General features: G+C 42.7%; 14 protein-coding genes. 2 read left to right on the top strand and 12 right to left on the bottom strand.

Annotated features, from left to right (window positions below; all coding sequences use genetic code 11):
• Positions 1 to 45: 45 nt before the first annotated feature.
• The 11 genes from KXZ66_RS09145 to KXZ66_RS09095 form a co-directional block, all read right to left on the bottom strand.
• Positions 46 to 795 carry a polyketide synthase gene (locus tag KXZ66_RS09145; protein ID WP_021479258.1) on the bottom strand — a complete coding sequence of 250 codons (750 nt, stop codon included), beginning with the start codon at positions 793 to 795 and terminating at the stop codon, positions 46 to 48.
• A 31-nt stretch (positions 796 to 826) separates the two neighbouring features.
• Entirely contained in the window at positions 827 to 1,606 is a 780-nt protein-coding gene (locus KXZ66_RS09140) for an enoyl-CoA hydratase/isomerase (protein ID WP_072173348.1), read from the bottom strand.
• The gene (gene pksG / locus KXZ66_RS09135) at positions 1,594 to 2,856 is read right to left on the bottom strand and encodes a polyketide biosynthesis 3-hydroxy-3-methylglutaryl-ACP synthase PksG (protein WP_151870235.1); all 1,263 of its coding nucleotides are present in this window, start codon (positions 2,854 to 2,856) and stop codon (positions 1,594 to 1,596) included. Before pksG ends, KXZ66_RS09140 begins: the two co-directional genes overlap by 13 nt.
• The gene (gene pksF, locus KXZ66_RS09130) at positions 2,857 to 4,104 is read right to left on the bottom strand and encodes a polyketide biosynthesis malonyl-ACP decarboxylase PksF (RefSeq protein WP_151870236.1); all 1,248 of its coding nucleotides are present in this window, start codon (positions 4,102 to 4,104) and stop codon (positions 2,857 to 2,859) included.
• Positions 4,082 to 4,330, bottom strand: a complete 249-nt coding sequence (locus KXZ66_RS09125; protein ID WP_003231809.1) for an acyl carrier protein — start codon at positions 4,328 to 4,330, stop codon at positions 4,082 to 4,084. Before KXZ66_RS09125 ends, pksF begins: the two co-directional genes overlap by 23 nt.
• 61 nt (positions 4,331 to 4,391) lie before the next feature.
• Positions 4,392 to 6,695: an ACP S-malonyltransferase gene (fabD, locus tag KXZ66_RS09120; RefSeq protein ID WP_151870237.1), complete on the bottom strand. Its 2,304-nt coding sequence runs from the start codon at positions 6,693 to 6,695 to the stop codon at positions 4,392 to 4,394.
• Entirely contained in the window at positions 6,692 to 7,666 is a 975-nt protein-coding gene (locus KXZ66_RS09115; protein ID WP_038828277.1) for an acyltransferase domain-containing protein, read from the bottom strand. The genes fabD (KXZ66_RS09120) and KXZ66_RS09115 overlap by 4 nt, the downstream gene beginning before the upstream one ends.
• A 502-nt stretch (positions 7,667 to 8,168) precedes the next feature.
• Complete coding sequence (gene fabD / locus KXZ66_RS09110) at positions 8,169 to 9,035, bottom strand: ACP S-malonyltransferase (RefSeq protein WP_021479264.1); 867 nt, start codon at positions 9,033 to 9,035, stop codon at positions 8,169 to 8,171.
• Positions 9,032 to 9,298 (bottom strand): hypothetical protein, encoded by a 267-nt coding sequence (locus KXZ66_RS09105; protein WP_021479265.1) that lies wholly within the window; start codon positions 9,296 to 9,298, stop codon positions 9,032 to 9,034. The genes fabD (KXZ66_RS09110) and KXZ66_RS09105 overlap by 4 nt, the downstream gene beginning before the upstream one ends.
• 110 nt (positions 9,299 to 9,408) lie before the next feature.
• A complete protein-coding gene (locus tag KXZ66_RS09100; protein ID WP_029726478.1) occupies positions 9,409 to 10,086 on the bottom strand; it encodes an MBL fold metallo-hydrolase in 678 nt (225 codons plus the stop codon).
• Positions 10,087 to 10,275: 189 nt separating this feature from the next.
• The gene (locus KXZ66_RS09095; RefSeq protein WP_015715907.1) at positions 10,276 to 10,893 is read right to left on the bottom strand and encodes a TetR/AcrR family transcriptional regulator; all 618 of its coding nucleotides are present in this window, start codon (positions 10,891 to 10,893) and stop codon (positions 10,276 to 10,278) included.
• A gap of 120 nt (positions 10,894 to 11,013) precedes the next feature.
• Between KXZ66_RS09095 and KXZ66_RS09090 the strand changes: the two genes are divergently transcribed.
• Together KXZ66_RS09090 and KXZ66_RS09085 are read left to right on the top strand one after the other, a co-directional pair.
• On the top strand, positions 11,014 to 11,571 hold the full coding sequence (locus KXZ66_RS09090; RefSeq protein ID WP_014479830.1) for a hypothetical protein: 558 nt from the start codon (positions 11,014 to 11,016) through the stop codon (positions 11,569 to 11,571).
• A gap of 154 nt (positions 11,572 to 11,725) precedes the next feature.
• The gene (locus tag KXZ66_RS09085; protein WP_003231830.1) at positions 11,726 to 12,181 is read left to right on the top strand and encodes a regulatory YrvL family protein; all 456 of its coding nucleotides are present in this window, start codon (positions 11,726 to 11,728) and stop codon (positions 12,179 to 12,181) included.
• A 397-nt stretch (positions 12,182 to 12,578) separates the two neighbouring features.
• Here KXZ66_RS09085 and mutL read toward each other — a convergent pair whose 3' ends face one another.
• Positions 12,579 to 14,462, bottom strand: a complete 1,884-nt coding sequence (gene mutL, locus KXZ66_RS09080) for a DNA mismatch repair endonuclease MutL (protein ID WP_072173343.1) — start codon at positions 14,460 to 14,462, stop codon at positions 12,579 to 12,581.
• Positions 14,463 to 14,464: the final 2 nt, after the last annotated feature.

Genomic DNA, 14,464 nt, shown 5'->3' with positions numbered 1-14,464 from the left:
CACGCTGCCTCCATTTCACCTGCAAAATTTTATATATATTTTCAGTTAATTACCATATAAGCCTTTGATTCTACTTTTGACTTCTTCATGATGAAATGTTTTCTCATGCATCATCAGTTCCTGTTCAATGACGCGCGGCAGCTGATCGCGAAGCGGGGCAACCAAATGATCTTTCAGTGTAACCAGTGAGTTTCTCGGCTTTTCCGCCAGTTCTTGCGCCAGCTCCACTGCATAATTTAACACTTCTGCACGGGGCAGCACCTTAAAAGGAACCCCTCTTTTTTCAAGATCAGCTCCGCGGTAGCTGCCCGCATTCAATAATATTTCCTGGGCCAGGCTGAAACCCAGTTTTTTAGGAACGATAAAGGTAGCGCCCATTCCAGGCGTAAATCCGTATTTCATAAAATTAGCCGTATACACGCTTTCTCTGCTCAGAATGACAATGTCAGCAAAGAGCCCCATGACAAAGCCGCCTCCAATTCCATGGCCCTGCATTGCCGCAATAACTGGAATCTCACAATCCAGCGCCAGAGAATAAAGATTGTCATCAGTGAACTTGGTCAATCCCTGTTGAATTCGAAGCAGTCCTTCTTGCGTTCCTCCTGAAGCAAAATAATTATCATATCCTGTCAAAATAACCGCTTTGTATTTGGGGTTCTGCCGTATGTATTCAAACGCTTGAATTAAACCATCTGTAAGTTCTTGTGAAAACGCGTTTTTATGAGTGCGATCTTGCATCTTTACCTGAATAATGGCGGATTCAATTTCGATAAGCTCTACAACAGAATGCGTCATGATGTCCTCCTAATGGTTCTGATTGAAACGGTTACTGATCCTCCCATGGGAATTGTCCTGTTTCAACATACCTGATGATTCCCATTTGGTTTTGAGGATCAGAAAACATGTTTTGATTTGCAGTTAAAGCGGTGGCTTTCGCACGACTGACTTGATGATCAAGTGAGCTCATAAACTGTTTATAATGTGCGATTCCTTTTTTATTCAGCCTCCGCAAACGCAATAAATGCTTTCTCAGCAGCACGTCACTTTCAGCATCATAAGCATCTATTAACCCCCATTCACTGGCTTCCTGAACGGAAATCGGCTTTGTCATAAGCGTCATATAATGCGCTTTCTGCCGGCCGATACGGTGGATCAGAAACGGTAAAACACAAGCAGGGTACAGGCCGAATAGCAGCTCAGAGAGACTGAATGACGCCGTCTGATCAGCAATGGCAATATCTGTGGCAGATACAAATCCAATACCGCCGGCATTCACTTTTCCCCTGACATGCGAAATCGTGACATAAGGGCCGGTCTGCAATTTCAGCCACAAATCATAGAGAGGCTCTTGGGAGCTTGCCTGTTTTCTGCCCCTTTTCATTTCCTGATAGATTTCTTGAAAATCAGCTCCAAAACAAAACACCTCGGGAAGCCCCTCTAAAACGACAACCGTCACCGTTGATGTTTCACATTGATTTAACACTTGCAAGCATTCTTCTATCAGCGTGTCATTAATCGTATTATTCGCTTCAGGACGGTGAAAGGTAATATAGCAAACCGACGCTTGAAAGCGGACCTTTATCGTTTGATAGGTCACGAGATCCACCTGTACTTCCGATGAAACTCAGAAATTTCTTCTAAAAACAAGCGCGGCTTCTCTTGAGTGGACTGCATGATACCCGGTATCATCTCAAAGTCCAGCTTTACATTGCGCGTCCCAAACCGCACCATCCCGCTCCCCTTAAACAATAGCTCATACTCTTCCATGGAGAGCTGATACCGGCGATCCAAATGCTTCTCAATACCAAATGTTCGCTGACGCTCCTGGCCTTGCGGAGTTGTAATTCCACTGTAAAATTCAGAACAGCAGCCGGATCCGTAGGAAAAACAGCCAATTCGTTTAGGCGTATCAAATCTCCCTTGGTCTATCGTACTGGCCAATGCCAGAAACAAGGCTGCCCCCATAATATTTCCAACTCGTTGACAGTAGTTTAAACCTGGTTTTACCCGAGTTAAAAAATCTGGCTCAATCCCGAATGTTTTCACCTTCGCCACCTTACGCATCATTGTCCGGTGCGCACCTTTCACCATCCCGCCAAAGGGCGTATGGTAAGCAAGATATTGAAACGTGTCCTGATAATTGGCACCCGGTACACGCTTTTGATATTCCAGAAAAGTCTGTTCGCAGCAATCCAAATATGACATTAAAGACAGATCAGAATCTCCCGCTTCACTGTCGGGAATGGGGCGGCACGTGTCCATCACTTCATAGCCGTAATAACCATTTGCTCCGGGATCTATTTGAAACACCTCGGGATTTTCGCCAACTAAAACGGCCACCGCTCCCGCTCCAGCGCTCGGTTCCGCATAAGACCAATCTTCGCTTAAAGCGTCTCCGCCCTCAGCGATTAAAAAACGTGAAATATCACTGGCGATAACCAGTGCTTTGGCACCCGGAGAAGTCTGGGATAATATAAAATTCACCGCCATCTGAAATCCCGCTGTCCCTGAATAACACGCCTGTTTAACCTCAAACAAACGGCAGTTGCGGTTGAGACCTAAATATTCATGGATATATGTACTTAACGATTTCCCAAAGTCGATCCCGGATTCAGAGCAAGTGATCAGCAATTCAATCCGGTCCTTCTCTGCTTCAGATAAAGCATCAATAATCGGCTTAGCTGCATTGACTCCGAAGGTCACGGGATCTTCATAAGGCAGTGCTACCGCTTTTTCTTTCATTAATAAGTTTTCAAATCTCGCAGTATCTAAATGTCTATATTTGGCCAGCTCCATGACATCAAGGTATGCCGTTCCGCCAAAGACATTCATCGCTTCTATTCCGGCTGAAACCATTTATGATTCGCCTCCACATTTCTCAATGTTTTGTATACAAACCGCGGTGTTCATTCCGCCAAACCCCATGCTTAAGCTCAGCGCATTTTTGATGCGGTATGAAATCGATTTCTCATTTACCCAATGAAAGGAATCATCGATTGGATGATCCAAATTCCGGCTCGGATGCAGGGCAGATTTTTTCATTTGCAGCAAAACAGAAATAATCTCTACGATGCCCGCCGCACTGAGCCCGTGTCCGGTTATCGATTTTGTTGCATTGATATAAGCATGGGAAAGCCGGCATGCACGGAGCGCCTTTAATTCTATTTCATCTCCAATAAAAGAGCCTGTTCCATGAGGATTAATATAATCAATATCTTCTGGTAAAAGCCTGGCACGCTCCAGTGCCTTTTGGATGACATGAATCTCTCCTTCTAATGAAGGATCAGGATTCCGGTTTCCGTCCAGTTTGATTGACCAGCCAGACAATGCTGCATAAGGTTTGAGACCTCTTCGTAAAGCCGTCTCCTTTCGTTCTATTACCAATGCACCGCACGATTCTCCATAGATAAACCCGTCTCTGTTTTGATCAAAGGGACGGCACGCTTTTTCAGGTTCATCAGCATATTTGTCCGTCCCCATAGCGCCTAAAGCCCTTAGCGCCTCGCATTCCATATAAGAAAGATCCATTAAAGCACCAAGTGCTATGCAAGTATCAACTTCGCCTGACAGGACTTGCTGAATCGCATGAATGACTGCTAACTGGCCGCTGGCCGAGGCTCCTCCCACCGTATATGCTAATCCCGTGATGCCAAACTGATCTGTACAAATCCCGCAAAGATCGCTATCCATGAAAGACAGACCATATGCCGGCGAAATAAAACCGGAGCGGTCTTGATACCTTTCATAAACTTCAAAGGTTTCTCTCTGCTGAAAATTTGATCCGCCAACAACCAGTCCGATACGTGAGGAATCTGCATCGTCCAATTCAGCCTCCTCCCAAGCCTCTGTGAGAGTTACCAATGCAGCGCGGCTGGAGAATGATGCTTTTCGCAACATTTTTTTGGAGAGTCGTTCAGGATAAGACAATGACGCAATTTCGGCTCCGATAAACCGGCTGTCTTTTTGTCTGCCTGAACGCTTCATGACATCAAAGGAATGTCTGCCGGACAGCAGCGAGGAAGCAAAGTCCTCTTTCCCTTGACCGATAGAGGCCGTAACGCCTACACCGGTCACCACCACCTCAGGCAGATTGCACTTTGTCATAAAGCACCTCAGCTAATTCACCGATGTTTTTCACCCCGGATAGCTCAATGCGAGGGATTTTTAACGATAAATCCTCTAGCACCATCGTGATTATTTCAGCTCTGTCTACAGAGTCAGCTCCTAGCTCAACTAACTGATCTTCAGGCTCAAATCTGTGTCCGTCTAATTCAGGAAGCACCTCGCAAATATTGGTGATTAGTACTTCAAAGATTCTCTGTTTATCCATAATACGCTCTCTCCTTCGAGGGATTATTTTAATGATTTTTATAGGTGTATTTTCATAATATTCAAACTTTCATTTTTATGTTGTCTGTTTCATGCGACGGCTGATACATCGATTGCATCCGTTCATGAAGCAATACCGCCGTTTCTGTCATTAATTTTTTCCCGATTTCATCCACATGGCGGTTTCGCCAATTTTCTAATTGCGATCCTTTAACCCATTGATTAAAGGCTCCCAGCGCGGGACCGCAGTGAATTTGATAATCAACCTTCGAAAGTTCGCTTCCGCTGATTGCCAATTTTGAGCTGTATCTGAAGTACCATCGGAAAATCAAAGCCATTTTATGCTTCGGGTTTTGTTCAGCCTTCTCAATGTCTGCCGCGGGATAATGCAATGCAATATCTTTATATATGTCTTCTATACTGCGTTTAAAGTATTTCTCCTCAAGCTGGGCCAGCATCTTTGCATCCAGCTCACGTATAGACCCATACCGCTGGTACAGTTCATATAACTTGTTTGCCCGTGCGGGAAAGAACACGCCTTTCTTTAGCACCTGCACTTTACTGCCCGATTCAAACATATCACCTGCAGGCGCATAGGCTGTATCTTGTACATTCATCTGCTGAAGCAAATCCTTTACTTTATCACTTGTTGCCGCCTCAACCGTACATTGATTGATTGAGCCTGTTAGAATAAAATCAGCTCCTAGCATAAAAGCCGCCATCGCTGCCTCAGGTGTTCCAATTCCTCCAGCTGCACCAACTCTTATTTTTTTCCGGTATTGATATTTTTTCATCATTTCATCTCTTAAAGATGTCATCGCCGGCATCAGGCTGTATGCTACACCGCCATCTGTATGACCACCTGAATCAGCTTCTACACAAATATCGTCAGCCATCGGAATGCACCGCAACAACTCAGCTTCGTTCATAGTGATTTTATTTTCTCCTAAAAGCTTTTGCAGCATATTCTCAGGCGCGGGACTCAGAAATGATTCTGCAACTTCCGGCCGTGATATTTTTGCTATGAGACGATTTGAGCATATAACGTCACCATTTTGATTTCGTTTCACTCCTTTTGCGCGGTACCTTACTAATGCAGGAGTGACACTTAAAAATGCTGAAGCCTCCACAATGCTCACTTGATTCCTCAATAAAAGATCGATCATTTTTTCTTCTGATTCAGTATGTTTCATATTGTGGACCAGATTGATGCCATAGGCTTGTCCTTTCCCTAATTCACCTTGTATAGCATGGATCGCATCTTCAATCTCTTTCAGGCTCAGACCTCCTGTGCCAAAGAACCCCATCATTCCCGCTCTTGACAGCTTTACTACCATTTCTTTCGAAGCAATGCCGCGGTACATTCCCCCTGCAAGATAAGCATATGTAAGATGATAATCTTGTTTAAATTCAGCACTTCCTAAAGATTCTGCCGTAATCCCAGCTTGAACATTGCGTTGCTCCTTTAGATGCGCACTGATCGCGGGGTTTTTTTTCGGTATATATGTCAATGGTTCAGCTTCATTTTTAATCCGATGAATGAGACCGGTTAAAACAGTTCCAGGCCCAATCTCTTCAAACTCCATTTCTCCTCTTCCCATCAGGAAACGAATGCTGTCCGTCCATTTCACTGTGTTGTCCATCTGTTCAGATAATGTATCTTTTAACCTGTCTTGATGGTATGGTTCTGCATAGACATTGGAGATAACCGGGATCGCCAAAGGTGCAAATTGGAATGAGTCAATATATTGCTTAAATACCTGTTTGGCTTCATTCATATATCTGGAATGAAAAGCTCCGCTCACATTTAATGGATGAAACAGCTTTACATCCTTGGTGTTTTCAAAAATAGCCCGAGCTTTTTCAATCTCTTTTTTTGGGCCAGAAATCACAATTTGCTGGGGCGTATTTTCATTTGCCACATCAATGTCATGAAGACGGTGCTCTTCTAAAACGGCTGTAACTTGTTCCTTACTCAAGCCGATCACAGCAGCCATTCCGCCCTCTGTAATTCGTCCCATCAATTCTCCTCTTTTTTTGACGAGCCTTAATCCGGTTTCAAAATCAAATGCACCGGCTGCCATCAGCGCATTGTATTCTCCTAAGCTATGTCCTGCCGCAAAATCAGGTTTTCTGCCGGTCTCCTCCACTCTCTTCAAGTAACTGAGTGCATTAACAACGTACAAAGCCGGCTGCGTGTATTCAGTATGATTTACATCCAGATATGATTTTTCGGTACATAGCTTCTCTATTGAATAGCCCAATATTTGATCTGCTTGATCAGTCAAATGCTGATATTGTTCAAATAGGCCTTGTCCCATCCCCTTTTGCTGGGAGCCTTGCCCTGGAAAGACATATGTAATCATCTTGTAAACTTCCTTTCTGGTGTACGGAAATACTCAACCGTATTCAGATTTTTCAGCTCCTGATGAAATGGTGTTATGATTGAGCAGCAACGGTCAGCTGAATCACCTGGAATCAGCTGTTTCACAAAAGCAGCTAAGGTGCCGGATGGCCCTAAATCGATAAACTTGCATGTATGCTGGCTTTCCAAATATCGAATCGCTTCACGAAACATCATTGGCTTTCTGACCGCATTCCAAAAGAAATTCTCGTCCATTACGTGAAGGCAGCTTCCCGTTAAGCTCGATACAATCGGTATTGACGGTTTTTTAAAAGATTTTGATCTTAAAAATTCTGCATAGGCACTCTCTGCCGGATCAATAAGCGAAGAATGAAAGGCATAGGCCACAGGAAGCAGCTGGCAAAGAATCTGCTTCTCCTTTAAATCCTCCATAATCTTCCTTATATGATCTTCTTCACCAGAAATGACGAAGTGCGAATCATAATTGATAGAAATGAGTTCACTATTTCCAAACAGTAGCGGATAATCATTCAGCAATTGCGGTTTGTCCAGAATGGCCACCATTTTTCCTTTATCGCAGGAATTTTGGATGATAATAGCCTGTTCAAGTATGCAATCCAGTATATCCTCTGCGTCTGACACACCAGAAACTGCCGCTGCTGCGAATTCTCCCAGACTTGATCCCAATACGTAATCAGGAGAGATTCCCCTGTCTTCCAAAACCTTATATAAGGAATACTCAATCATAAAAATGGCGGGGTGGGAAAAAAGAATACTGTCAAACGGATCTGACATACGTTTACCTGGATGGTAGATTTCTTCAACAATGGATGTGCCAATTCGCCGTGCTGCAATGTCATCCATTTCAAGCATAGATTGGCGAAACACGGTATTTTCCTTAAATAGTTCTTTCCCCATGTGATAGTATTGGGAACCTTGCCCGGAAAACATAAAAACAAGCGGTTCATTCATGTGTATAACCTTCTTTTTTTATATTTATGACGGCTATTGGATTTCTTATTTCCATGTATGTTGTAAAGCACATAGCAGCGATTGAAATGAAATTAATAAATGGAAAAGACATATGTGAAAAAGTAAAGGAGATTCAACTTGGAAGGATTGCTATTGGTGCTCTGGATGCGGTTCATTTATGATGTGATCGTAGATGTATGTTGATATCTCAAAATTGATGTAACATGATAACAGGATCAGCAAAGAACATCGACTCTATGATTGGTGGGTGAGGTTAAAAAATGGACCATCTAGATGTGGGAGCGATGGTTTGACAGACCGGCTGACATAGTTCAAATGTCTAACTTAATTTATCAGCCTCTTTATGTAACAGTATATAAAGTTATTCAATTAGAAACAGTGTCAATCGAACGATTGAATCTTTAAAACTTTATACCTTAAATGAAAGGAAATCTGTGTTTAGACCTGATTGATGAGGTACACGGCCATAGGGGCAAATGCTTTAGCGGGGCATTGCTTCCGCATCTTTCTTTATGCGATGAATTAACCCAGTTAAAACATTTCCAGGCCCTACCTCCTCAAACTCCATATGGCCTTTTTTCATTAAGTATCTTATGCTGTCAGTCCATTTCACTGAGTGATTAATTTGATCAGCCAGCGTCTGTTTCATGAATTCGTATGTATACGGTTTGGCATACACATTAGAAATAACCGGGATAGACGGAGGCGAAAAATAAAAGGCATGAAGGAATTCCTCGAATTCTTCTTTTGCTTTATTCATGTATCTGGAATGAAACGCGCCGCTTACGTTTAAGGGGAGTACCATTGTAACTTCAGTCATCGTTTCAAAAAGAGATGCGGCTTTTTCAATCTCATCTTTTTTTCCTGAAATTACAATTTGATATGGGGCATTCACATTAGCGATATCAACATCATGTAAATGATATTCTTTCAGAGCCTTTGCAACCTGCTCTTCATTTAGTCCCATAACAGCTGCCATACCGCCGTTGCTTATCAGACTCATCAGTTCGCCTCTTTTTCTGACAAGCTGTAAACCTGTCTTAAAATCAAAGGCTTCAGCTGCAAATAACGCATTGTATTCACCCAAGCTGTGCCCGGCGACAAAGTCAGGTTTAACTTCTTCATCCTTGATTTTTTTCAGATAGCTTAGTGCGTTTACCACGTATAACGCCGGCTGAGTAAATTGCGTTTTGTTTAAATTGGAATAAGGATTTTCCAGGCAAAGACGTTTGATTGAATATCCTAAGATCTCATCTGCCTGATCCGTCAGTTCTTTAAATTCATCGAATAGGCCGCTGCCCATTCCCTGTTTCTGTGAACCCTGACCTGGAAAAACATATGTGATCATTCTCTCAAAGCCACCCTTCCGATTAGTAGATGTGTTTCACTTCTGTATGACTTTATAATAGTGATGACCGGATAAATAGTAGCATGTTCATGTTGATGGTAACCTCTGTAAATATTATCCGTCAAGTTAATTTTTCCTACAGTTTGCTCGATTGTTTTTCTGCTTTTTTCCATTGAGGAATAAAGGATCAGGAGATATAACAGATCATAAGAAAAAAGACCCGGATTACGTATAGGGCGCCATATCATGATAATGCGCTTCATTTTCTTTCAAATGAGTTTTCAAAATAAATAACACCCATCTATGTAATCATTTTCGAAAATAAAAATCATTTAGATATTCGAAGAAAAATAGGATAATAGATTCAGAAGGATTATTTAAAATCAAAAATACCTTTTTGGTTTTTACGAGTGCGAAATTTCACAAAATATTCTTTCTTATCAATTTGAAAGTAAATATTATGCTGATAAAGATCCTTTATCGAATGGCCGGGCAATTTGCCAAATGAGTGACCAGGATACACCCGTACATGGGGTGAAACCTCCGACTTTATTCTTTGAATACTATCAAACATCTCTTCCGCAGAGCTGCCATCATCCTCACATATGCCGCACCCTTCTGTAAACACCGTATCTCCGGTAAAAATACTCTCAGAAAACAAATAACACATTCCGCCGGCTGTATGCCCCGGTGTGAGAAGGCATTGTGCTCTTGTGTTTCCTATGCTGATTGTCTGATGATCATCTAGGCTAATTAAATTTCTGCATCGGAATTGATAATAATCAATTTCTTTTTTTGACATATAAACTTGAGCGTTAAACATCTTCGTCAGCGGGTCTACCAGATTTACATGATCATAATGAGAGTGTGTCAATGCGACTGCCTTTAATTCCGCTTCGAGTTCAGAAAGTGTAGTGGTTATCTTACTCAATTCCCATGAGGGATCAACAACAATTGCAGATCTGCTTACAATATCTTCAATGATATAGCAATAATTCGTCCAGCCCTGATACCTTGTTTTAATTGGATGCACCTTGTAAGTAAGATTCATTTATACCATCCCTATCATGTAAAGTTCTTAAACGATGGACCAGTGTTCACCCCTCAGTCCGTCTTTCATTCCACTTTACCAAACAGCATGATTGTTTTCCATTTTTTTCAGAGATCCTTGTTCTTTGAAAATAAAAAAGCGACTCTTTTGGACGCATGCCCAACAAGAATCGCTTTTCGCACTAGTGCCTTAAGGATGTCGTTTTTGTGTCTCACGTGTATCTTCCACGCAAATTGACTCTACATGCTGCATAATGACCCGCTTAATTCGGTCTTTATTCACTCGCACGGGGTCAAGCATGGCATGTAAAGCCAAGCCGTCAACAAGCGCGTAAAGTCTCTCAGCTTCAATGTCTTTATCAGCATTCTGCTTCAGTAAATCGGATTCATCTAAATAGGCAATCAGATTCCGCATGCCGCTGAAAATCCCGTCATGATTCGCATCAAACATATCCTTTTTATGTCTGGCGTAAGCAGTAAAAGCAAACCAAACCTCCATCTCTCTAATCGTTTCTTCATTCGTTGGGACCATTTCAAGCAAAATTTGCAACACTTTTTTCTTAGGGAGCAAATCCCTCACAGCAATGTCCTTAATTCGGGCCGTCACCTTTTCTTGGACAAGTTTCATTGCAAAAGCAAGCAATTCATCCTGTGTAGAGAAATAATGGCGCAGCGCACCTAATGACAATCCTGCTTCCTTTGCAATGTTCCTGGCTGATGCTCCCTCCATCCCTCGTTCTAAAATGACGCGCCACGTTGCTTCTGCAATTTGTTTTCTTCTTTTCTCATGGTCAATTTGTTTTGGCATAGCTTTATTGTAACAAGAAAAAAATGAGAGGGCAATTTTTATAATACAGTTGTGTTGCAAAAACAAAGATGGTAACATATTATTTAAATAATACAACTGTATTGAAAAGAGGGGAATGGATTGAACGGTATCGCATGGATGATTGTTTTCTGTGAAATTGCGTTTTGGGTTGTCATTGTTTTGGGGCTTGCTGTACGTTACGTATTCAAACGACATACATTAGGACTGCTATTCCTTGGCTTAACTCCAGTTATCGATTTGATTTTGTTAGCGGCAACTGGTGTGGACCTTTACCGCGGAGCCTCAGCGACCGCAGCCCATGGGATTGCAGCTGTTTACATCGGTATATCGATCGCTTATGGAAAACAAATGATTCAATGGGCAGATGAAAAATTTCAATATTATGTGACAAAAAAAGGCGCAAAACCGCTGAAACGTTTTGGAATGGACCATGCCAAGCACGGTGCGAAAGGCTGGCTAAGACATGTGCTGGCCTACTTAATTGGTGCGGGACTATTGGCAGGGATGATCTATTTTATCAATGACTCTGCCCGAACCGAGGCGTTGAGCGGCATTCTTAAACTGTGGACTGTCATTATAGGCATTGACTTTCTCATTACAGCCAGCTATTTTATTTGGCCAAAAAAAGAGAAAGCTTCGGCGAATCTCAGGAGTTAACATGAAGAAAAAGGCCCTTCCCCAGTGGAAAGGACCTTTTTTGGTTTTGTTAAAATATGCTATACTATTTTCGTTAGAAAATAGACTTATAGATATTTTGGGCTGATTCAAGGGTGCTGTTTGTATGAGTAAGCAGGTGAAGGGAGTGTCATACTTGAACCAAAAAGAACAGAACGAGCACTCTAAAGATTTTAACCTGAGATCAAAATTAATCGGAATTGTATCTATCACTTTTATCGCGGCCATTGCGCTTGCAGTCATCTTCGGCGGCTTTTTCTTCGGGATGAAAGGCTTATTCTCCATACTTGGCATCACATACGCTTCCAATCAAACATTAGCTTTATTTATTTTAGCCTGCTTTGCTGTAGGATTAATCATAGACCCACTCACAAAGATTATCTCTATCATTTTGGCAAAATCACTTTCATTGAAAAAGACTGCACTTTTTGCTTTTATACTGTATTTTATCAGCAATCTTATAACGATCTGTTTTGCAGATTACTTTATGCAGTCTATTTATATTCCAGATGTCTTGCTTGTTGTGATATCAGCTTTCATGGCTATCATTGAACTTGCTTTTGATAACCAGCCTAATAGAGAAGCAGCTTAAAGCCGATGGCAGATATGGAAAATTCATAACACCCTATATTTGGACATCACCAGTTATATAAACGAAAAAATCTCCCTGTTCACACGAACAGGGAGCAAAACACAATGTTGTAATTTAAATTCTGCATTCTAAAATGATTCTTACATTTGGATCATCAAGTTCATCCAAAAAGATAATGATCTTCGGACCACATGCCATATGTTTCCACCCCCTCACCCAAAATATACATTAATCCCAATTGCCTGTAAATGGAAATTTTGTTATACGGAGAAACCATGAAGTATAATGCGTTAACACTGCTCACACGTTTACAACCGTTTCTTATAATCTGACACTCGAAGGAGTACAAAAAAAGCATTGATCCATTCAGAGAATGGATCAATGCTTACCACCCCCGCTACATCACGCGTTTGAACATCTTTTCCATCTCATAAGTGGAATGGTGTATGATGATCGGGCGGCCGTGCGGGCATGTAAATGGGTCTGATGTGCTTCGGAGGTCGTCGAGAAGCGCTTTGATTTCATCGTTTCTGAGGTGGCGATTTGCTTTGATGGAGCCTTTGCAGCTCATCATAATCGCCGCTTCCTCGCGGAGTTTTTTAATATCTATATTTTTGGAGTCGAGCACCTGCTGAATGATTTCTTCTATGAGCTCTGCTTCTTCTCCCTTTGGAAACCAGGCCGGGTGGCAGCGGACGATGTAACTGTTAGAGCCGAATGACTCTAAAAAGACACCGACGCTTTCGAGCTCTTGTTTGTGCTGTTCAATAATCAAAGCCTCATTTGTGGAGTAGTGGAACGTCAGCGGTACAATCATATCCTGCACCTCAGGCTCAACCTCCCCCACCTTTTCACGAAAGTACTCATATTTAATACGTTCTTGGGCAGCGTGCTGGTCGATAATATACAGGCCGTTTTCGTTTTGTGCCAATATATAAGTCCCGTGCATCTGGCCGATCGGGTACATAATCGGAACCCGCTCAGACGCTGGCTGCTGCTGTTCCTCATGGCATTCCTGCTCAAATGTTTCAAGCAGTTCTTCTGAAATATCGGACACCTCAAGGGTTTGTTCCTGATCAACGATAGGAGGAGCATCAAATTGGAGAGGAGGCAATTCTTCCTCCGCATCAACCGGCTCTTTCACGACTGAGCTGAGCTTCATTGGTGAATAAGATGGCGCATGCGCTTTTTCCGGTACTTTTCTTTCCGGAGGCTTTTCATCAAAGGTTATGAACTGCTGCTCATTTTTGATAACAGGTGCCGATTTTTTCGGGAGCTGGGCACTCGGAATCAGCTGCTGCTGTTTAAATACATCTTTAATTCCGTCACGAATTAAGTCATGAAGCTCTGTTTCCTTGCTGAGCCGGACCTCAAGCTTCGATGGATGCACGTTGACATCGACTAAAATCGGGTCCATCGTAATTTCTATAAAAGTAATCGGATGGCGTCCGATCGGCAGAAGCGTATGATAGCCTTCATGAACCGCTTTGACGAGCGGGAAATTTTTAATGTAACGGCCATTGACCACAGACGACATATAGTTCCTCGACGCCCGTGTAATCTCTGGGAGGGCGATATATCCCTTTACTTCAAAATCCAAGGAGCTCACATGCAGCGGAAGCATTTTTTTGGCGACAGCCGTGCCGTAAATCGCTGCCAGTACATGGCGCACATCTCCGTTTCCGTTCGTTTGAAGCAGGTTTTTCCCATGATGGCGCAAGCGGATCGATACCTCTGGATGCGCCAGAGCAATACGGTTAACCACGTCTGTAATGTTTCCAAGCTCTGTATGAACGGTTTTCATATATTTCAAACGGGCCGGTGTGTTAAAAAACAGGTTGGAAACGACAATTTCAGTTCCCTTCCTGCTTGAGGAACGCGATTCGGAAATGATGTTTCCTCCTTGGAGGACGAGCTTCGTCCCAGCTCCTTCACCAGTGCTTGTTGTAATCTCCAGATGAGAGACTGACGCGATACTCGGCAGGGCTTCTCCCCTGAAACCGAGCGTTCTCACCCTGAATAAATCATTTTCATCTTTTATTTTACTCGTTGCGTGGCGGCGGAAAGCTCGCTTGCAATCTTCATTCTCCATTCCTTCGCCGTTATCCAAGACCCGAATGGATGCAAGGCCTGCTTCCTCAATATCGATTTCAATGACTGTGCTGTCAGCGTCGATCGCATTTTCCACCAATTCTTTGACGACTGAGGCGGGCCGTTCCACAACCTCGCCCGCCGCTATTTTATTTGAAAGCTCATCTGACAGCTGGATGACTTTTGCCACAT

The sequence above is a fragment of the Bacillus sp. LJBS17 genome (assembly GCF_019334685.1).
Taxonomy (GTDB): domain Bacteria; phylum Bacillota; class Bacilli; order Bacillales; family Bacillaceae; genus Bacillus; species Bacillus subtilis.
Note: the sequence above shows the minus strand (reverse complement) of the source record. Positions and strands in the feature narration are given on the sequence as shown.

Coding starts and splice junctions, on each gene's coding strand:
- fabD (WP_151870237.1), bottom strand. CDS start 6,695: ATGATTACATATGTCTTTCCAGGGCAAGGCTCCCAGCAAAAGGGGATG.
- KXZ66_RS09095 (WP_015715907.1), bottom strand. CDS start 10,893: ATGCCAAAACAAATTGACCATGAGAAAAGAAGAAAACAAATTGCAGAA.
- pksG (WP_151870235.1), bottom strand. CDS start 2,856: ATGGTTTCAGCCGGAATAGAAGCGATGAATGTCTTTGGCGGAACGGCA.
- KXZ66_RS09115 (WP_038828277.1), bottom strand. CDS start 7,666: ATGAATGAACCGCTTGTTTTTATGTTTTCCGGGCAAGGTTCCCAATAC.
- KXZ66_RS09105 (WP_021479265.1), bottom strand. CDS start 9,298: ATGAAGCGCATTATCATGATATGGCGCCCTATACGTAATCCGGGTCTT.
- pksF (WP_151870236.1), bottom strand. CDS start 4,104: ATGACAAAGTGCAATCTGCCTGAGGTGGTGGTGACCGGTGTAGGCGTT.
- KXZ66_RS09125 (WP_003231809.1), bottom strand. CDS start 4,330: ATGGATAAACAGAGAATCTTTGAAGTACTAATCACCAATATTTGCGAG.
- fabD (WP_021479264.1), bottom strand. CDS start 9,035: ATGATCACATATGTTTTTCCAGGTCAGGGTTCACAGAAACAGGGAATG.
- KXZ66_RS09145 (WP_021479258.1), bottom strand. CDS start 795: ATGACGCATTCTGTTGTAGAGCTTATCGAAATTGAATCCGCCATTATT.
- KXZ66_RS09100 (WP_029726478.1), bottom strand. CDS start 10,086: ATGAATCTTACTTACAAGGTGCATCCAATTAAAACAAGGTATCAGGGC.